Genomic DNA, 19,659 nt, shown 5'->3' with positions numbered 1-19,659 from the left:
TGGCGGGAGCCTGCTGGTGACGGACCTTCCTAAGCAGTGCGCGGTTGTCAGCAACCGCGCCATTACGTTCGGAATCATTGCTGGTGAGGCCTCCGGCGATATTCTGGGTGCCGGTTTAATCCGCTCTCTTCGCGCCCGCTATCCCAAGGCTCGCTTCGTCGGCATCGGCGGCGACGACATGATCGCCGAAGGCTTTCATTCTCTGGTGCCCATGGAGCGGCTATCGGTTATGGGGCTGGTTGAAGTGCTCGGCCGCATCCGAGAGTTGTTCCAGATTCGAGCTCGCTTGCTGGAGTACTTCTTCACTACGCCGCCGGATGTTGTGATTGGAATCGATTCTCCGGATTTCACCCTCGCTATCGAACGCCGTTGCCGCGATGCGGGCATCCCGTCGGTTCATTATGTCAGTCCATCGGTGTGGGCGTGGCGCCAGAAACGCATCTTTAAGATAGCCAAGTCCGTTAACCTGATGCTGACACTGTTTCCTTTTGAGGCCCGATTCTACGAAGAGCATCAGGTGCCTGTGGCGTTTGTCGGTCACCCTTTGGCCGATCGGATACCGATGGTCCCGGATACCGGAAAGGCGCGTCAGGAACTGGGTCTGGACGACCAGGCGCCGTTGCTGGCTGTGCTGCCCGGAAGCCGGGCTGGTGAGGTAGAGCGTCTGGGTACCCTGTTCCTTGAAGCCGCGCGCTGGATTCAGGAAAGGCGGCCGGATCTGCAATTGGTGATTCCCTGTGTCAATCGGGATCGCGAGCGGCAGGTGCGGGACCTGGTAGATGCCTTGGAGGTGAAGCTGCAGGTAACCATTGTTCGGGGTCGTTCACGGGAGGTGATGGCAGCGTCCGATGTGGTCCTGTTAGCCTCCGGTACCGCGACCTTGGAAGCGATGCTGCTGAAAAAGCCTATGGTGGTTGGATATCGGCTGAGTGATTTCAGCTACGCGTTGCTGTCCCGGTTAGTGAAAGTGCCCCATGTTGCGTTGCCGAACCTGCTGGCGAAAAAGGCGTTGGTTCCTGAATTGTTGCAGGCCGACGCCAGCCCTGAATCCCTGGGTACGGCGGTACTTGAGCGCCTGGAGAATGAGAGCGAGCGCGAGCATCTGTTTGCTGCCTTTACCGAGCTGCACCACACGCTCAGGCAGGATGCGGATGAAAAGGCCGCCCAGGCAGTTTCAGAATTGCTGGAAGGAAGGCGAGGTTAATCATGGCGCGTGTCGAGCTGCCGCCGTTCGAGTGCTCTTACCGGGGCTCACTGCTGGCGGGTGTGGATGAAGTGGGACGCGGGCCATTGATCGGTGCTGTCGTTACCGCGGCGGTCATTCTGCACCCGGACCGGCCCATTTCCGGGCTTGCCGATTCCAAGAAGCTGACGGAAAAAAAGCGCAACGCCCTTTACGACGAGATCATAGCCAAGGCTGAAGCCTGGTGCATTGGCCGGTGTGAGGCCCATGAGATTGATCAGTTGAATATCTATCAAGCCACCATGGTCGCTATGGCGCGTGCCGTTGAGGGTTTGAGGGTTGAGCCGGAGTATGTGCTGGTGGACGGCAACCGGTGCCCGAACTGGCGCTGGCCCTCCGAACCGGTAGTGAAGGGCGATAGCCGGGTTGAGGCAATCAGTGCCGCATCGATCCTGGCCAAGGTGGCGCGGGATCGGGAGATGGAGGTGTTGGAGCAGACGTACCCAGGCTATGGACTGGCCAAGCACAAGGGATACCCGACGCCCGTGCACCTGGAGGCACTGAATCGCCTGGGTGCGACACCTGAACATCGGCGTTCCTTTCGCCCGGTTCGTGAAGCCATTGATGCTGTTGGTCTTTGGCAGCCACCTGCAATCACTGAGCGCGTGGTTACCGAAGACCTGTCCTTTCCAACTGATTTGTTTGAAAATAGTGATTGACAGGGCGCCGTTAGCTCCCTATTATACGCGCACGTTGATCGGGGGTTCCCCGGTAAACAACCAGTTTTGATGCGGGGTGGAGCAGTCTGGTAGCTCGTCGGGCTCATAACCCGAAGGTCGTAGGTTCGAATCCTGCCCCCGCTACCATTTTTTAAAGACGGATCAGTTTTCTGATCCGTCTTTTTTTGTGCTTAAAAAAGTTGAGCCGCCTGATCGGCTTGCTGGTCTGTTCCATCCTGCTAATCCGCTCACTAGTTGCCGACGCCTTGACGCATTAACTCCTATTCAATAGCGGTAATGTTGGCGCTATTCTGACGTCATGCCCAAGTCTCCTCCAGAAGCTTTGTTGAATCTGACGCATTTTTACGCCTGCTTCCTGACCTTTTTGTAAGTATTACTGCGTATCCCTGTGTCATTTTGGGCAAGAAATTGCCCAAGAAACAGTGTCATGGGTCGTTTTGTTACCTATTCCTGTCGAAAAATTGACCAATTTGTAATTAGGAAACCGACGTTTGTCACATTTAATATCGACCTCGTTTTATACAATTTTACAAAATCGACGAAATAATGGTGGATATGCACATGAAACGCGTCAGCAAAATGTCAACGGCATGGATCGCCGCGTTTGTGATGGGAGCTTTTCTAACGGGGTGTGGTGGCGGATCGTCCGGCTCTGGCAGCTCAGGTTCTTCGTCAGTCACGGGAGCTGGCAATGTCGGTGGGGGTGTCTCAGGCCCGCGTACGGCGGTGTTGAGCTGGAATGCGCCCCTCACTCGAGTCAACGGTGAGAGCATTCCCATGGGGGAGTTGGACCGGTATGTGATTCGCTATGGTCAGGATGACGAGAACCTGACCGAAGAAGTGGTGGTAACCAATGCCCAGGCGCAGGCGGAGATGTCTTACGCAATCAGTGGGCTCGATAACGGTACCTGGTACTTCACCATTCAGGTTCAGGACACCAGCGGTCTCATCAGTGAGCCGTCAGACGTTGTAAGCAAATCTGTACAGTCTTAACCGTGATTTCCCCGTCTGCCTGAAGGAATGCAGTCTCAGGCAAGAGGGTCGGCTATTGGAAGCCTTAGTGTGAAAGTGGATCCTTCCCCGGGTTCTGAGGCTACTGCAATTTGTCCTCTGTGCTTTTCAACCACTGTCTTTACGAATGACAACCCGAGCCCGGTGCCGTGCACTCCGGCTAGTTCACTGCGCTTCTGACGGCGATAACGGTCGAACAGGTGGGGGAGCTCTTCGGGATCAATACCGCTGCCTTCATCACCGATGGTCAGACAGGCCAGGTGGCCGGCGCGGAATACCTGAATGTCGATCGCCGATCCTGTCGGGCTATACTGGACGGCGTTGGTCAGCAGGTTGATGACCGCTCTCTCAAGCAACTCCGCATTGCCTCTTAGCCAAAGATCCTCAGTACCCTGAAGGTGGAAGTGAATGCCTTTTTCGGCCGCCTGTTCACTGACGCTGTCGCGGGCATTCTCCACAATTGCCAGAATTTCGCACTCGTAAAAGCGGGTCTCCGTCAGTTGTTCGGCGCGGGCAAGCTGAACAAACTCCTCCGCGAGGTGGTAGCTGCGCCTGGCTAATCGGCCAAGCTGATCCAGCTGTTGCTGGTCGATATGGCTGGGGTCGCGTTTCAGCTGCTCGATCAGCGCCAGTTGGGACACCAGTGGCGAGCGGACATCGTGGGAAATGAAGTCGATGGCTTCGCGGTGCTGGCGTTGCTGCTCGCGAAGCTCGGAAATGTCGGAGATGTTCGCGATGATGCCGTGCTGGTCGCTGTCTGGCAGAGCAAACGGTGCAAAGTGGATGAGAAAGTCTTTGTTGTGGATGTGCAGGTCCACTGTCCGGCTCTGTTGCAGTGTCAGAGTCTCAGATACGGTCTCATGCCAGGGTGGTTTTTCCCGGGGGTCGTGGCCCTCCAGAAGCCGCGGAAGCGGCAAGCCGCCGAGGCTGGGCATGGGTTCCTGGAACCATTCTTCAATATGACCGTTGGCAAACCGGATGACACCCAGTTCATCGGTCACAATGATGCCGTCGGGCATGCGCTCAAAGCTGTGGCGAATAAACTGTTGCATGTGATTGAGCCGCTCCGTGGCGATGCGTACCCGTTGAATTCGCGCGGAAATATTCTCCCGCGGGCGTTCCGTCTTCCTGGCGTCCTGGGAGAATTCCAGGTGCAGGCGCCGCAGATAGCGCTGTATGGCGTCGCGACTTAGGTCGTTGGGCAGAATCAGGCCAAGAGTGTAGGCGGTTTTGCCGCGCATCAGCTGCACCCAGCTGCGATTGCTGTCGTGATGCCATTGGCCGGGGCACAGTTGCTGAGGAATATCCGCCGCTGAGAGCTCCTTGGCGGAGAGAATGAATCGGTCTTCGATCAGGAACCAGCCACGGGGCTGCAGCAGCGCCTGCAGATGCTCCAGAAGCTGAGCCGGGTGCCTGCGGGTCGGGTCCGGAACGGAAACGTGGGGTGTACGGGCGAGTACGTCCAGTTGTCGATTGAGGAACCGGTTGGTCATGGCCAGGCGGAAACCACTTGATACCGGAAACGCCAGCAGGGGGACCAGCAGCGCATTGGCCACCGGCAGCCAGACCCGAGCGGTGAACAGGCCAAGCAGGAACACCGCTATCACGGCAGCCAGGGTAAACAGACACGCCAACAGTGTGCGGGTAGGTCGCATTCTCGGCAGCGTGATTGCCAACAGTAGGATTGTCGCCAGCGCAAGGCCCGGACCAACCCAGCGGGGCGTGGGCTTTATTATCAGCTCCTGGCTGAGGGCGGAGTACGCATTGGCGTGGAATTCCACACCGGACATTGGTCGGCTCAGGCCTGAAAATGGCGTTGGCAGGATATCCCCGAAGCCTGCTGCCGTTGCGCCTACAAATACCGTTTTGCCATTGAATAGACTGGGATTGGCGGGCTCGTTCAATACTCGAACATAGGAGTGCGTGGGCAAGGTTCCGGCGCCACCGGCCAGCGGCACAGCATGATAACCGACTCGGACATTGACAAACGGTGGTGCCCCGTGGGAACTGGTGTTCGGTTTGGCCGATCGGTTAGCGGCTGCAGAAAGGCTCGGCCATAAATGGCGCCCCAGGCCGTTGAACAGATAGAGCCCCCGGGCAACACCGTCTGTGTCCAGTTCCACGTGAGCATGTCCGAGTGCAGCGGCAGCAGAGGCCAATTGTGCCGTGGGCAACTGTTCGCTCAGCAGGTAATTGGACGCTGGGGGCGATAAGTAGACCGGCAACACGACGTTGCCGTGGTTAGCCATGGCCCGGGCCAGTTCCTCATCGTCTGGCGACGGCTCGGGAAACAGAATGTCGAAGACAACGGTGTCGGCGCCGGCGGCGTGCAGTTTTCGGATGACGTCTGCATGGACACTGCGTTGCCAGGGCCATCGGCCGATGCGGTTCAGACTGAGCTCATCAATGGCGACGATGGCAACATCATCGGACGGCTTGGCTGGCAGGGAGGTGGTGGCTATATCGTAAAGCCAGAGGTTGAGGCGATCAGGCAGCGCCGATGCCTGGATAAGCAGAATCAGCAGGGTCAGAAGCAGGCCCATGGTCCAGGGAGTCGTTTTTATTGGCAGCCAATCCCGGTTCATGCGTCCTGCTGTATCGGTTGGTCAATGGATTATTCCAGGTAGAGTTCCCTCCCGGGGCCCCAGCGACTGGTCAGGGGGGCATCTGAAAGAGCTTTCAGCCGCACAAAATACCGTCTTCCGGGAATCAGACGCAAGGCTGCTGTCGTCTCAGGTAGCGTTGCCTCCTTGATTATGTTCTGGAATTCCGGTTCTTCTGAGAGCTGAAGGTGATATTCCTGAGCGGTCCGGACTTTTTCCCAGAACACCCGCACCTGACTGTCAACGTAGTTGATGCTGATGATGCGCACTGGCGGCAGGCTGCCATTCACTACCACTTTCCTGGTTTCGCTCGTGGCCACCGAGGTGCCACCTGCCTCAGTCACAACGCGCCAGTAATACTGACCCGGACTAAGCGGGCGCAGGGGCAGGGCTGAGGTTTCAGGTGCCCACTCACTTGAAGTTACCAGATCGTTGAAGCTGTCGTCCTCTGCGATTTCCACCCGTGCCACTTCATTCTGGCCATTCAGGCTCCAGCTGAATTCGGGCATATCGTCGTCTGCCAAGCTGCCCTCGTCAGGCGCAATCAGGCTCGCGGCCTTGGCCTGCAGATCCACTTTTACCGGTACGACGGCAGGCAGGCCGGTGGTGCCACGGTTAGTCAGTGCCGCCAAGTGAATCTCGTAGGCGCCATTGTCCAGCATGCTGATGTCGAATTGGCTGCCGTCAAGCTCTCGGCTTTCCACCCAGCGTCCGCTCCCGGATTCAAAAATATCCAGCCGGTGCTGTGTTGCCGGGCTGGGTGCCCATTTCAAGGTGGCGGGTAATTGGGTCAGTGTGGCTGGCAGTGGGTTGACGTCGGGTGCCGGTGGCAGGCGGCGAATGGTGAGTCCGCCACTTGGCTGGGTAGAAACCGTGGCGCTGTAGCCGGCCGGAATCCGACGGGTTTTCCCGGGCACACCAAAATCAACCACACCTTCGGTAACCTGAAGGCTGCTGCCGGTTGCCGATGTTTGTAGGGCGAAGGCGGTGCCTCGAACGGCGGCAACGGCAGATGGCGTTTCAATTTCGAATCGGGCACCGCCCTCAATCACCGGTCTGACCCGGGTGTGAACCTCGCCCTTATTAAGGCGCAGCCGGGTGTCTACCATTCCGGATTTGCCGTATTGGGTGAGCCGATTGAATATCAATCGGGAATCGGGCGCCAGCCGGACTTCCGATCCGTCCGCCAGGCTGACGGTCGCCGAGCCCGAGCTGGAAATAATTTCATCACCAGCGCGAATAAGGGTATTAGGGGTAAGCGGAATTTTCCGGCCATTTGCCCCGGAGATCAGCTGCACCGAGCCGGAGACCGAGGTTACCCGGGCTGCATCGGGTTGGCGTTTGAGCCAGTGCAGGGGAATTCGGATGCTGTCGCCCTCGGCCACAAGAGCATCTTCTTCGATATTGTTGAATTGCAGCAGGCGCGATGCATTGTAGCCACGAGCCAGCAGCTCCTTGGCAACCTGATGGTAATTTTCGCCCGGGCGCAACGTGTAGAGCCATTCCTGCGCCGCCGCTGAAGGCGCCTGAGCAGACGGTAGGCCCGAGCCTTGGGTGATGGACAGCTCGGCCTGGGCAGTCGTTGCTGTCCAGAGAATGGCCGAAGTTGCAAGTGCCAGAAGCGTTCTTAGTGTTCCAGCTCTACTCATTCGCGGCCCGGTCGGTTTCACGGATGTCGGAGCTGCTGTCCACTTGGGGGGGCTGCATGGATTCAAGCCGGTAGCCGCGCTGATAAATGGTTTTGATCCGGAAGCCGTTTTCCGGGTTCAGCCCAAGGCGACGCCGCAGCCGACTCATGTGGGTGTCGACGGTGCGGGTGTTGATTTCCCGTGCCAGGCCCCAAACGCGTTCCAGAAGCATTTCCCGGGTCAGCAGGCGGCCCTGGTTCTGGAACAGGAACAGGGTCAGATCAAAATCTTTGTCGGTTAGGGTCAGTTCGTCCCCGTGCAGCGTGATGATTCGGCGCTGGGTGTTCACTTCGAAAGGACCGTATTTCAGAACTTCTTTTTCGCTGTCCGGGTTGCTGCGGCGAGCGAGGGCATTGATGCGAGCCACCAGTTCCGCAGCCCGGGCAGGCTTGGCCAGGTAGTCGTCGGCGCCGGCATCCAGTGCGCGCACAACATCGGCTTCGCTGTCACGTTGGGTCAGGAATACCACCGGAACCACCCAGTTGAGCTGTGCTCTGACACTTTCGAGTACGTCGATGCCGGTCATGTCCGGTATCTGCCAGTCGAGGATCAGCAAATCATAGCTGCGATGAAGAACGGCGCTGAGAAACGCCTGACCCGTTGGAAAAGTGTCGCAGTGGTGAGCACGCTCTGACAGCATCGACTGGACGTGCTGCGCCTGTTCGTATTCATCTTCAAGCAGAGCAATGCGCATCAGACCTCTCCATGGGTTTTGCGACTCTGACCGTGCCTAGTGCCCGGGCATGGAACAGATTACCGGTTTATATCAATTGATTATCACAAAAACTGACTGTTCGTTCAGTTTCGTTATGTAGAGTTGCGTAAATGAAGTGCTGGCTTTCCGTTGTCGTCATTGATTGTTTGTCGGCAAGCGGGGAAATTACTGCAGCCCCAGAACCAGCCTTTTTTCCCTTTCCTGCGGACCAGGGGGGAAAAGCAGTGGGGGCAGGGGATGGGTTTCTGCCCGGTGCCGTCTTCCGGCGCCGCATCCTCAAGAGGGCGGGTGCCCCGGCACTGGGGATAGCGTGTGCAGGCGAAGAAGCGACCGAACTTGCCATCCCTTTCGGTCATTGGCGCCCGGCATTTTGGGCAGTGTACCTGGCCATCCTGCGCCGGCTCGGCGCCATCCGAGGCTGGATCAACTTTAGGTGCGCCCTGAGGAAGATTGATGAAGCCCCGAACTTCCTGTTTCAGGGTGTCGAGGAATTCCCGTGGATCACCTTCGCCACGACGAATGCTCTCCAGGGTGGCTTCCCAGACTGCGGTCCGGTCGGGTTTGCTGACCGACTCCGGCAGGGCGGTAATCAATGCCTTGGCTTTTTCGGTGGCGCGAATATGGCGGCTGTCGCGGTACAGGTACTCCCGCTTGAACAGGGTGTCGATGATGGCGGCACGGGTGGCTTCGGTGCCAAGGCCGTCTGTTTCCCTTAAGGTTTTCCGCAGGTTTGGGTCAGTCACGAAGCGGGCAATGTTGGTCATCGCCGACAGCAGTGTGGCGTCGGTAAAGTGCTGTGGCGGCTGGGTCTTACGCTCTGCGATGGTGGTATCGCCGCACAGCACCGGCTCACCTTTGTCCAGGCGTGGCAGAGGTGCCTTTGATGGCTCGTTGCGGCCTTCGCGCAGCTTCAGTTCGAGAGTTTTCCAGCCTGGGACCAGAATGGCGGTTTCGGTGGCCCTGAACTGGTGGTTGGTCACCCGAACTGTGAGTTTACCTTCCCGATGTACCGCATCGGCGGAGAACTGCATCAGGTAGTAGCGACTGATCAGTCCATACAGTTTTTGCTCGGCAGCGGTCAGCGTCCCGTTCGGCGATGGGCGGCTGGTTGGAATTATGGCGTGGTGGGCATCAACCTGCTTGTCGTTCCAGGCTGCCGTGCGGCGCTCAGTATCGGCTTGCCGGCAAGCTTCTGCTAAATCTGGAGCTACTCTCGAAATGGCGCGAACAACCTGTTCCCTTTGCCCGAAATGGCCCTCGGGAAGGTAGCGACAGTCTGACCGGGGATAGGTGATCAGCTGATGGCGTTCGTAAAGATTCTGCGCGGTGTCGAGCACCTCTTTAGCGCCCATACGAAACAGACGGCCGGCCTCGATTTGCAGGGCCGAGAGTGACAGGGGGAGCGGTGGTGCTTCGGGGCGATCCCGGAACCGTGACTCGGTTATGGTGCCGGGGCGGCCGTGTACATCGGCGGCAATCTGATCCGCCGTGGCTCGGTCCAGCAGCCGGTTTTCTTCGTCGAGGTGCTCCTGGAATTGTTCATCGGGCAGCCAGCGGGCGGTGAAAGGGCTCTGGTCGGCCTCGTCTTCCTGGGCCGCGAACTGGGCTTCAATGCGGAAATAGGGTTTTGGTTCGAAATTCTCAATCGTGTTGTCACGCTCAACCACCAGCCCCAAGACCGGTGTTTGAACCCGTCCGACGGAATACACGCCTTGCTCGCCAGGCCGCTGGTAACTCAGGGTGTAAAAACGGGTCAGGTTGATGCCGTATAGCCAGTCCGCGCGTTGGCGGGCGAGGGCAGAATGCGAGAGCCGACGGAATTCACGGTTGTCTCTGGGTGCCTGTATGGCCCTGGCCACGGCTGCGGGCGTCAGGTCGTTGATCAGTACCCGTTGGACCGGCGCCTCGGTGCCAACGTAGCGGATTACCTCGTCCACCAGCAGCTGACCTTCCCGGTCGGGGTCGCCCGCGTGGACAATGGTTGTGGCCTGCCGGATAAGAGACTCGAGCACCTTTAATTGCTGGCGCACGCTGTCCTTGGGCATGACCTCCCATTTGTCCGGAAACATGGGCAGGTCGTCCTGGCGCCATTTCTTCCAGGCCGGGTTATAGCGGGCCGGTTCCGCGGGCTCCAGCAAGTGGCCTATGCACCAGCTGACGGTGGCGGCGGTTTCGCCATTGCCACAGCGGATCCAGCCCTGGCCTTTCTGGTGTGGACCGGGCAGGGCGGCAGCGATGGCACGACCGAGGCTTGGTTTTTCGGCGATGTACAGATGCATGAGCGTGTGTGCGGTTGAATCGGGATGGGAATGTGGCCGTTTGGCTCTTTCCTGTCAAGGTTCGGGTGGTTGGTGGTTTGTGTAGTAGACTGCAGTAACAGAACGTATTCGGAGAATGGACGAATTATGAAGATCCAGAACGCAATCGAAACAAAGCTGAATAAGGCTTTCGATGCCCGCCTCCTGCATGTGGAGAACGAAAGTCATAAGCACAGCGTGCCACCGAATTCGGAGACTCATTTCAAGGTAACCCTGGTCTCAGCGGACTTTGAAGGTCAGATGAAGGTTAAACGCCACCAGGCAATCTATCGGGTTCTGGCGGAAGAGTTGGCGGGTGAAGTGCACGCTCTGGCACTGCACTTGTATTCGCCGGAGGAGTGGGAGGCGACCGGTCAGTCCGCACCGGAGTCACCCAATTGTCTGGGTGGATCGAAAAAGGACCCCGCCATGACAGCGCCCACAGGTCAGGGAGAGGACGCATGAGCCAGTTTTTCCAGATTCACCCAGAGACCCCCCAAAAACGTCTGATTAATCAGGCCGTGGATATTCTCCGCCGGGGTGGGGTAATCGTGTACCCCACGGACTCAGCCTATGCCATTGGCTGTCACCTGGGGGACAAGCAAGCGGCGGATCGAATCAAGCGGATTCGACGCCTGGACGATAAGCACAACTTTACCCTGGTGTGTCGGGATCTGTCCGATATCGGCGTGTACGCCAAAGTGGATAATACCCAGTATCGCCTGCTCAAGAATTTCACGCCTGGGCCTTACACGTTCATTCTCGATGCCACCAGTGAAGTGCCGCGCCGGCTGTTGCACCCCAAGCGCCGCTCCGTTGGGGTTCGGGTTCCGGACAATGCCATTGTTCAGGAATTATTGGGGGAGCTGGGCGAACCCATCATGAGCAGTACCCTGATCCTGCCTGGCGAAACCGAGCCCATGACGGACCCCTACGATATCCGGGAAACCCTGGAACACGAGCTGGACCTGATCATCGACGGAGGTTTCTGCGGTATGGAGGCCACCACGGTGGTTGACTTCACCGGCGAGGCGCCGGCGGTCACCCGGGTCGGAAAAGGCGATCCCGCCCCCTTTAATGTCTAATGATCAGGCAATGTCTGACGATCAGGCGCGCGCGTTCAGATTGAACGCGTAGTTCCTGTTGTTGTCGGCCACCCCGAACTGTTCAGTGCCGGCGGAACGGCGCAGGCTGTCGTAACGGTGTACCAAGTCCTGCAGCCCGTTGAACTGCTGGTTTTCGCTGACCAGGGTGTCCAGCAGCGGGTTGTTCACGCCGTAGGCATGGTTAAGCTTAAGGGCGTTGTCCATGAATCCGAGCGTGGGCTCGTTGATGCTCAGCCGGCCGAACGCGTCCTTGAAGTTCTTGTTCACATTCAGATCGTTCTCAATCGAGGCTTTCGCCTGTTCGGGAATACCGCCCGAAACCTGAACGCCACCGGATTCACTCCGGTTCACACTGAGCGCAGTGCCGGGTTGCAGGTTGTACTCGGCAAGCTTGTGCCGCAGCGTTTCCCGCACAAAGGCAAGATCCTGCCCCACGGTTTGCTTGTACTCTGCCATGGCTAGCTTACGAGATTTCTGTTTGGCCAGGTCTGCAACGTTGTCACCGGATGGCGTAAAGCGGTCATCTCCGGGCGATCCAGCCGGCTGGGGCTGCGCCGCTTCTGCCTTCGCGGGAGCGCCTTGCCCCGAACCCTCGGGCGCTGGGCGCTTTTCCATAGCTTGCTGAAACTGGGTGCTGGCTCGAATCAGAGATGTCAGTAGCGACATGGCGTTGTGTCCTCCCTCGGCTCACGGTGTGGTGTGCCGGAAAATCGTCGTCTGAGGTGTTAGGAAGCACTTTTTGGGCCATTATCCAAAAACCGGTGAGTAAAACTTGGGGGGCAAAGCTTAAAGTCGGCGTCAGAACTCAAAGTGGACCAGGAATCCAGCCTTGTCAGTGTCTGTTTCCGGCTTTATGTCGGAGATGAAAGCGTAGTCAAAATCTGACTGCCGATAAAAGGCCGAGAATTCGACATTGCGATTAAGTTGATACGCGATACTCAGGATGTGATTGCGTTCTACAGAATTGAACGCCGGATGTGACGGGTCAAAGTTCGCAATACGATCCCATACCAGGGTGTCGATTCGGTCGAGTTCTTCGTAGGTGTAGGCAAGCTCAAATCTTGATCCGAATTCAACGACGCCAGTTACGAATAAACCCCGTTTAACCAGATCCTGGCTTTGGATCGGTGTGGAGCGGCCTTGCTCGCCTTTAGTAGTCAGTCCCAGTGTGTACTGACTGTATTGGGCGAGCAGGCGATAGCCGGTTATCAGCGACGACGTTGGTGAGTAGGTGAGATCCAGCCCAACCTGGGATCTTTCATCGTTGTGTTTACCGCTGTATAAGCTCCCTGCGGCAGAGCCGGTCTTGGTGTGGTGATAACCGCCATAAAGAGTTTGGGTGCTCCGTGTGCCTAGCCGCCGGTAGGCCAGTGTCGCTTCGAACAAAGGTGTGTTGTTGTCTTTAACGTTCGGGTCAGCTTGCCCGTCCATGTAGTAGTTGTATGAGCTGCCCGGATCGCCGCGACCGCCAAAAACACCGAGCGAAGCTGTCCATCGATGTATCTGGGTTTCCAGGTTGACGCCGCTCACTAATTCCTTGTCGATGTAATAGGCGTGGGGTGCGTCATGGCGATGACGGTAGGGTGCTTCGTCCAGTGACAGGCCATAGGGATTAATGATTCGACCGATGTCTACCGACCACCCATCCCCTTGATAGAGTGCGGCGGCTTCGCGTACCGGATGCTCACCGAAGTAGAGCAGGCTGGTTCCGATGTTCTTGTAATAGTCGCCGCATGTGGCGTTCTCTCGCTCAAAACATAGGTCGTCGGATAAAGGAAGCCATTCAATACGCGCTGACCAGGCAGAATCGTCAGCCGTGTAAGTCAGGCCAACCAGAACCTGTGTCATTTTCCAGATTTGGGTTTCCCGGCCAGAGGTGTTGGTTAGAGCCTCATCTGAAATGAAGCCTCCGGTTACCTCGCCATAGAGGTTGAACAGATCAGTCTGCAGTGCATGCGCTGTTGCACCAAGAGCCCAAAAAACTGCACCCGTAAAGAGCTGGCGACCTGTCATCGTCTTACAACCTCAGTGATGAGGAATAAAGAGCGGATGTCCGGAGGCTAGGCATTTTACACTTTATTGACCCATTAACGTCGTTCCGGACCCGTCGACTGAAGCATTTGGTGCAAGGAGTAAGCCATGGGCAATAAAATCCTTATTGTCCAATAGCTCTCGAGGGGTATTGGTGGAGTTGTAAAGTTAGTGAATCAGGTACTGTAAAAAAAATGGACAGATGTACCCATGGAATGCGCTTTGGTGTACCGGTCCCCTAGGGGGACAGCGTTTTCGGGCTACGGAGGGCAAACACAAGCACCACGGCAAGGCCCAAACATCCCGCAAGCCCGAGCAGTAATTCATAACTGTAAGTTTGAGCGATCATTCCGCCCAGCAAGCCAAACAGGCCCGCAATCACGACCTGAATGGACGCCTGCACGGTAAAGTCCGTTCCGGCCCACTGCTGCCGACAAAGATTCATCATCATCGCAAACAGCACTACTGTGGATGCGCCATCGGCCAATTGCTCGGCGATTCCAACCCCGTATACCAAGGCAGCACCGGTGCCCTTAACTGCGACCAGTGCCCAGGCGCTAATTGTCACGGCCTGGGCGATACCTGCCCAAATCAGGCTGCGCCGGCCGCCCAGTTTGGTGTAAAGCCATCCGCCGATGGCCGCGCCCAACAGGCCGGCCATGGTGGTGGCCAGTGTGAAATTTCCAATGGCCTCGGATGTCCAGCCACCGTCGGTCAGCATCGGGCGCACCATACCTGAACCCATCGCATCACCGACTTTGTAGCAGGCCACAACGCCCAACCAGAACAGCATCCCTGGCTGGCGAATGAGGCCGATGAATCCGTCGATGATTCCAGGCTCCGCGTCGCCTGCTGAACTAGAGGGAGGGTGCGGATTGCGAAGAATGGGGGCGCGAAAAACCAGCGCTAACAGCAGAATCAACAGACATGCTGGAAGTAGGAGGGCGGTTTGTGTGTCAACGTGGCTGGCCAGGATCAGCAAAAAAGCGCCGCCAGCTAACATGCCGATTTTGTATCCGGCCACCTGCAGGGTATTGGCCAGCCCTCGCCAAATCGCAGGTACATGCCGAACGGCGAGTCCATCGGTAATGACGTCCTGGGTCGCCATCAACAGATTGATCAACAAAATTGCAGCGACCGTCAGTGGCAGCCAGGGGCCTTGGGGGGTTAGGCCAACGATTCCAAGACCGATCAGACACAAGGCGGCCAATGATTGCAGCCCGAACACCCAGCGCACCGGAGCCACACTCCAAAGACTGCGATCAATGACAGGCGCCCACAAGGCTTTCAGAATCCAGGGCAAAGCCAGCAGTTTCAGCGCGCCGATCCAGGCCAGGCCGATGCCCGCCTCTCGCCAGAATACCGGCAGGGCGTGGGCGAATAATCCCGAAGGCAGTCCCTGGGCTATGTACAGTGCCAGAAGGGTGGCCATGGTCGTCTTTGGAAAGGCAGGCGCTGGTGGGACTTGTGAAGTCATAGGCCTGGACTTGAGTGGCAATACGCTGAATTTTTTACCATAAGATGGTCATAGGCTGGTACCCCCGGCAGGAGCAGGGCACCAACGGTATCATTTTTAGGTGGCTGAAAAGTAACGTTATATTGTTCTTTAGTGAGCCGTCAATGGTGCGCGTGTGATACCGATTGTGATACCGGTGGCATGATGCAGTGTGCCCTATAAATATGGGGTAGTTGGTGGTGCTCTGAGTTCCATGTCCACCGCCTGTCGCTGACTTCTATTCCCCGAAGCGTCCGACCGCAGTAAATCAGAAGCAAGCCTATCTTCAAAACTTTGCGGTGTTTTCTGAACCTGATGGCAGTTTAATTGGGGCAGATTGATTCAAAGCGAGCTTTTCCTATGGTAGTGTTCGAGTACGCCCCAATGAGGCGGAAAGCTCCGACGGGAGCGAAAATACGTTCCTAGGGAGCGAACGGGTGCCCAATAGGTTGACAGGGGAAGAGGCTTCTAGGCTTCGACCAAATTGAAACTTACTTTTACGTGGTTGCACCCGTGGGAGGCCCGTTCATTGGACGGGCTTTTTGTTTTTATGACTAACCGCTTTGAAGACTATCTCTGTTCTGTAATCACGGAAGAAGCAGAGAAACTAATCGAACGTTACCATTCCTATCACAATTTCCTGCACCTCGAGCATCAGAGGAACAAAGCTCGTGTTGATGATGCTCCTGAAAAGATAATCAAAAAGCCAGACTACTGGAGTCAGGATAAGAAGTTTAATCCCTTCTATGTGAGGAAGAAGAGAAAAGCCATCGCAAAGTCTATTACCAAGAAGCTGGCGAATGGGACATATAAGCCCAGCGAGCCGCACCAGAAGAAGATAGACAAGCCTGGCGGCGGAAAGCGAGTGCTTTCTATATATCAGTTGCCAGATGTCGCTGTTTCGCGAATTTTCTATGAGAGATTACTGGCAAAAAATAAGCATCGATTTAGCTCATTTTCCTACGCCTATCGAAATGATCGTAACGTACACTTCGCTATCCAGGATATTTCTGTAGACCTATCACTCAACGCAAGAGCATTCGTCGCTGAGTTCGACTTTTCTGATTTCTTCGGTTCTATCTCTCATGAGTATTTGCGTGAGCAGTTTGATTGCAACGGGTTTTATATAAGCGAGGAGGAAAGGAAAGTAATTGATGCATTCCTGGGAGAGCGCGAAGTAGGAATTCCTCAAGGGACATCTATCTCTTTGTTTTTAGCAAACCTCGTTTGTTGGAAACTTGACAAGACTTTGGAAGGCAACGGTGTGAAATTCGCGCGCTATGCCGATGACACGGTCATCTGGAGTTCGAGCTATCAGAAGGTGTGCGACGCTTTCACGGCGATAAACGATTTTTCAACTGCCGCTGGAGTAAAAATAAACGCGAAGAAATCAGAAGGCATCAGTTTGTTAACTCGAGAAGACTTGCCTTCTGAGCTCAGCAGCACCAAAAGTAGCATAGAGTTTTTAGGGTATGGAATATCGGTAGATGCTGTAAGTATCAAGCCTGCATCTGTAGAGAAGATTCAGAATCAAATTGCGTATATTTTGTATAGGAATCTCATACAACCGCTAAAGGGGCTGCGGCTAAAGGGCTTGAGAATTCCTTCTGGTGGAAGGGATGAGGCATTACTCTCTGCGATGATGCAGATTAGAAGATATTTGTACGGCGGATTGACGAGCCATCAATTAGAAAGCTATATCAATGGCCGCACCAAGAGAATCAAGTTCAAAGGTATTATGAGCTTTTACCCGTTGGTAGACGATTTTGAACAATTGAAACACTTGGATGGTTGGCTCGTATCTACAATCTTTCGGTCTCTGCGTTTGCGAGCGAAACTGTTAAACGGCTGGAAATATAATTGTTACGCCGATTTCCCATTTAACGTAAAGCGCAATGAGCTAGTCGAAGCCTTTCGAGAGAGAAAGATAGGGGCTCATGGAAAGCCTCTGCTAGAAGTGCCAAGCTTTCTATTAGTTCAGAAAGCCTTGCAGCTAGGGTTGAAAAATCGCGGCATTGAAGGGGTGATGAACCCAAAATCAAACGAATACAATTACTGACCCGTGATTTAGGTGAGAGGGCGCTCTTCCTTGAGCGCCCGGATTTGTTTGAAATTTATCGGCTCTTTTCTACATCTTTGGCGGTTGCCACAGTGAACTCCAAGACTTCAGTTGTGACTGCCCTCAGATGGTGGGTCGTATCGATAGTTATCCGAGTGGTCGGGTTGCCGCACCCGCCTTCGCCTTTTGCACAACAATAGATATGCTCGTCTCCATAGCTAAAATTCCTTCCAAGGAAATGGCTGCTATTGGCGACCACGGCTGAAAGCCTGTGGTACTGCTTGCCTTTGTCATGAAGCTGCATTGAGTGGCCACGGACTACGAAAAACTGATTCGTAATCGTGTATCTGATCTTTCCATTCGCATGAGTTGCCGGAACATCGTCAACAGCATTGGGGTTGCGAATGGCGTAATCAGAAAAAACAAGGTTCTTGGAAGGATATGCCTTTTTCAGGGCCTTCCATGTAAGCATCTCTTTTCTTGTGACGAAGCCAGTCGAGTTGATTTCTTCAACCGCGTCGTTTATCAGCGTCGGGATAGAACTGCCAGCGATGGCTATGTAAGCGAAACGCCAGCGAGATAGGGCGGCCAGACATTTCTCCACTTCCGCCTGCATGTCGATCACGGACAGAGGAGCTGTATCGCCGAAATCAATGAGAACGCAGATTCTTGCCTCTTCAAAGGCTGTTGACGCAATGATTTCCTCAAGTCGTTCCATGAAGTACTCAGGATCGTCTAGGTCTTCCATCGCGTCGGACTGTAGGCGAATGCACAAAGTTGCGTCGTTGCCGACTCCAGCATCTTTGAAAACTTCCTGATACTCTGGGTCGTCCCAGACATCGTAGTTAACCACGGGGTTAGAAAGGACACCGAGCGAAGCAAGTCGAGAGTGCACATAGCTAAGAACGTGCTCGCCATTCTCGAGGGTGGCATTTGGCGCCCAATGGCGTGCATCCACAAAGCACCGCCTTCCCTCCCAAACGTTCGCCATCTTGACCGCAAGCTCGTTGAGAAATGCAACTGTCGGTTGTGCGAGGTCTTGGAATCGTTTGGACTCTGCGATACTACCTGCGAATGCTGGCACCTCAAATAGCGGTTTCAGCCTCTCAGCCGTGCTAGGATTTGTATGCTTGAGAGCGTCAAATTCGCCCTTCTTGCCCTTCAATATGGGAATGTATGTGGGAATCATTTTTCGCCCTCTTCACCGCGATTGAATAGAACCTTACTGACTTCTCCGTGCCCGACTAGGTCAGCAAAAAGACGATAATTTCCTTTTTCTCGTCGGATGCGCCCCGCGATTATTGCTGGGCTTACTTTTAGTTTGCGCGATAGCTCATCAATAGCCTCTTTCGACGGAGAAAGATAGGCTTGGCTCCTTTTCCATGATACGCGTGGAATCAGGGCTTCGCGTGCCAATCGGTTTGCCTCAGCCTCTCTTTTGTCAGTCGAAGCTGATGAATCAAGGTCATCCATAAAGGTGTCATCTTCGCCAACGTGTTTCCAGATATGGACAACTTCATGCAGAAGCGTAAACCAGAAGTTGTCTAATCTGTCGTGACGAATGGTTAGGCCTATGACAGGTGTACCATCGGTATCCTTGAGGGCAGCGCCATCCAGCATAGTTCCTTTGAGATGAGGTTCTACCACGATACAGATACCGATCTTCTCTAAATACTCGATGGCTAGCTTGGGGCCATTTTCGAACCAGCTTAGCTGCGCAAGTTCTCTAAGCGTTTGGTTAGAAAGAGCTGATTCATCATATTTCCCGACAAACTGTTTTCGCTCTCTTGCCTTTTGGATAACGCGAGAAAGCCAGGCGTACAGTGAATATTTGGTGGTCGGCGAGAATGCTTCGCCAGATATGCTTCGCTTAAAAGCGGCATCGCCAAGTTGCCAACCGATTTGTGAGATGAATTCCTGTACTTGGTCTTCAATGCTTCGCTTGGCGCGTCCGGCAGCCTTTTGAATCCAGCCTCGCGCGACCATTTCTTTTGCCGGGAAACGGGACCAATCAATCTCTTGCTGTGTCGGTCTCTCTTTCTCTGGAAGGCCAATCAGCGTTTCCGCAGATATTCCCAGCCCCACCGAAAGTGCACGAATCATTTGAAGTGTTAAAGGGCGTTTGCCAGATAGAACCTCGGAAACTCTGCTACGCGTTCCAAAATAGGGAATTAAATCAGCTTGTTTAAGTCCCTTTTCTTGCATCCGAAACTTGATCGCAGCAATTGGATCGGGGGCTTCAACTGGATATTTCTGATTCTCGTAGTTTTCCAACAGTACAGTAAGCAATTCCAGCCTTTCGCTGTCTTCACTTCCTATCTCGGGGCTAGCCAACAGCAGCGACTGAACCTCACTCAGATAGCTCTGGTACTGGCCTTCAGTTTTTATGACCCTGGCTTGTTCGATCATCGTTCGTTACTTTCTTTGAAATTGAGAATACATGCGATTTTCTGTGGGAATGAAAAAAGAACTTCCAAAAACATGCCTCCGTCACCAACTGAAAACAGGAATACTCCTTTCCCCAAATCATGGGCGGATGGATAGTGGTCCAAGAGCTCAGATGGAGATGACCATTGGCTCTCGGAGACTTCTGACATCCATGCAGATAGCCACTCTTGTGTGGCTGTGTCGCTTACGTTGCAACTGAAGACCCTCTCGCGGCCCACTAACCTCATAACCTAAGATCTCTGAATATTCCCATATTGGGAACAATGTTCTCACCATTTGATGG

Annotated in this window: 16 protein-coding genes and 1 tRNA gene; 7 read left to right on the top strand and 10 right to left on the bottom strand. The window is 55.1% G+C overall.

Annotation, left to right across the window (positions count from 1 at the left end):
- The first annotated feature begins 16 nt into the window (after positions 1-16).
- From lpxB to FGO67_RS17135, 4 genes are all read left to right on the top strand, one after another.
- Positions 17-1,204, top strand: coding sequence for a lipid-A-disaccharide synthase (gene lpxB / locus FGO67_RS15745; protein ID WP_338039584.1), 1,188 nt, complete (start codon positions 17-19; stop codon positions 1,202-1,204).
- A gap of 2 nt (positions 1,205-1,206) precedes the next feature.
- Positions 1,207-1,902, top strand: a complete 696-nt coding sequence (gene rnhB / locus FGO67_RS15740) for a ribonuclease HII (protein ID WP_203301638.1) — start codon at positions 1,207-1,209, stop codon at positions 1,900-1,902.
- Positions 1,903-1,972: 70 nt separating this feature from the next.
- Positions 1,973-2,049, top strand: a tRNA-Met gene (locus tag FGO67_RS15735).
- A gap of 435 nt (positions 2,050-2,484) precedes the next feature.
- Positions 2,485-2,916, top strand: a complete 432-nt coding sequence (locus FGO67_RS17135) for a fibronectin type III domain-containing protein (RefSeq protein ID WP_238942511.1) — start codon at positions 2,485-2,487, stop codon at positions 2,914-2,916.
- A gap of 35 nt (positions 2,917-2,951) precedes the next feature.
- Here the strand turns inward: FGO67_RS17135 and FGO67_RS15725 are convergent, their stop codons facing one another.
- The 4 genes from FGO67_RS15725 to FGO67_RS15710 form a co-directional block, all read right to left on the bottom strand.
- The gene (locus FGO67_RS15725; RefSeq protein ID WP_203301637.1) at positions 2,952-5,519 is read right to left on the bottom strand and encodes a CHASE2 domain-containing protein; all 2,568 of its coding nucleotides are present in this window, start codon (positions 5,517-5,519) and stop codon (positions 2,952-2,954) included.
- A 29-nt stretch (positions 5,520-5,548) separates the two neighbouring features.
- Positions 5,549-7,186 carry a FecR family protein gene (locus tag FGO67_RS15720; RefSeq protein WP_203301636.1) on the bottom strand — a complete coding sequence of 546 codons (1,638 nt, stop codon included), beginning with the start codon at positions 7,184-7,186 and terminating at the stop codon, positions 5,549-5,551.
- Positions 7,179-7,919: a response regulator transcription factor gene (locus FGO67_RS15715; RefSeq protein WP_203301635.1), complete on the bottom strand. Its 741-nt coding sequence runs from the start codon at positions 7,917-7,919 to the stop codon at positions 7,179-7,181. Before FGO67_RS15715 ends, FGO67_RS15720 begins: the two co-directional genes overlap by 8 nt.
- A gap of 113 nt (positions 7,920-8,032) precedes the next feature.
- On the bottom strand, positions 8,033-10,219 hold the full coding sequence (locus FGO67_RS15710; RefSeq protein ID WP_203301634.1) for a DNA topoisomerase III: 2,187 nt from the start codon (positions 10,217-10,219) through the stop codon (positions 8,033-8,035).
- A gap of 126 nt (positions 10,220-10,345) precedes the next feature.
- Here FGO67_RS15710 and FGO67_RS15705 point away from each other — a divergent pair, with 126 nt between their 5' ends.
- Together FGO67_RS15705 and FGO67_RS15700 are read left to right on the top strand one after the other, a co-directional pair.
- The gene (locus FGO67_RS15705; protein ID WP_203301633.1) at positions 10,346-10,702 is read left to right on the top strand and encodes a BolA family protein; all 357 of its coding nucleotides are present in this window, start codon (positions 10,346-10,348) and stop codon (positions 10,700-10,702) included.
- Complete coding sequence (locus tag FGO67_RS15700; RefSeq protein WP_041342551.1) at positions 10,699-11,322, top strand: L-threonylcarbamoyladenylate synthase; 624 nt, start codon at positions 10,699-10,701, stop codon at positions 11,320-11,322. The genes FGO67_RS15705 and FGO67_RS15700 overlap by 4 nt, the downstream gene beginning before the upstream one ends.
- A 21-nt stretch (positions 11,323-11,343) precedes the next feature.
- On the opposite strand, the gene FGO67_RS15695 is transcribed toward FGO67_RS15700, so the two are convergent.
- The 3 genes from FGO67_RS15695 to FGO67_RS15685 all read right to left on the bottom strand — a co-directional run bounded on the left by FGO67_RS15695 (position 11,344) and on the right by FGO67_RS15685 (position 14,806).
- Entirely contained in the window at positions 11,344-12,009 is a 666-nt protein-coding gene (locus FGO67_RS15695) for a hypothetical protein (RefSeq protein WP_203301632.1), read from the bottom strand.
- Positions 12,010-12,141: 132 nt separating this feature from the next.
- Positions 12,142-13,356 carry a hypothetical protein gene (locus FGO67_RS15690; RefSeq protein ID WP_203301631.1) on the bottom strand — a complete coding sequence of 405 codons (1,215 nt, stop codon included), beginning with the start codon at positions 13,354-13,356 and terminating at the stop codon, positions 12,142-12,144.
- A 256-nt stretch (positions 13,357-13,612) separates the two neighbouring features.
- Positions 13,613-14,806, bottom strand: coding sequence for an MFS transporter (locus FGO67_RS15685; protein WP_203301630.1), 1,194 nt, complete (start codon positions 14,804-14,806; stop codon positions 13,613-13,615).
- 613 nt (positions 14,807-15,419) lie between these two features.
- Between FGO67_RS15685 and FGO67_RS15680 the strand changes: the two genes are divergently transcribed.
- Positions 15,420-16,928, top strand: coding sequence for a reverse transcriptase domain-containing protein (locus tag FGO67_RS15680; RefSeq protein ID WP_203301629.1), 1,509 nt, complete (start codon positions 15,420-15,422; stop codon positions 16,926-16,928).
- Between the two features lie 55 nt (positions 16,929-16,983).
- Here FGO67_RS15680 and FGO67_RS15675 read toward each other — a convergent pair whose 3' ends face one another.
- The 3 genes from FGO67_RS15675 to FGO67_RS17385 are packed head-to-tail and all read right to left on the bottom strand — an operon-like array spanning position 16,984 to position 19,603.
- Positions 16,984-18,117, bottom strand: a complete 1,134-nt coding sequence (locus FGO67_RS15675) for a beta family protein (protein WP_203301628.1) — start codon at positions 18,115-18,117, stop codon at positions 16,984-16,986.
- Positions 18,114-19,337: an ImmA/IrrE family metallo-endopeptidase gene (locus FGO67_RS15670; RefSeq protein WP_203301627.1), complete on the bottom strand. Its 1,224-nt coding sequence runs from the start codon at positions 19,335-19,337 to the stop codon at positions 18,114-18,116. The genes FGO67_RS15675 and FGO67_RS15670 overlap by 4 nt, the downstream gene beginning before the upstream one ends.
- Positions 19,334-19,603 carry a type II toxin-antitoxin system HigB family toxin gene (locus tag FGO67_RS17385; RefSeq protein WP_374787871.1) on the bottom strand — a complete coding sequence of 90 codons (270 nt, stop codon included), beginning with the start codon at positions 19,601-19,603 and terminating at the stop codon, positions 19,334-19,336. The genes FGO67_RS15670 and FGO67_RS17385 overlap by 4 nt, the downstream gene beginning before the upstream one ends.
- Positions 19,604-19,659 lie beyond the last annotated feature (56 nt).

The organism is Marinobacter sediminum (genome assembly GCF_016820575.1).
Taxonomy (GTDB): domain Bacteria; phylum Pseudomonadota; class Gammaproteobacteria; order Pseudomonadales; family Oleiphilaceae; genus Marinobacter; species Marinobacter sediminum.
The sequence above is the reverse complement of the archived record's forward strand: the minus strand, read 5'-3'. Positions and strand labels throughout refer to the sequence as shown.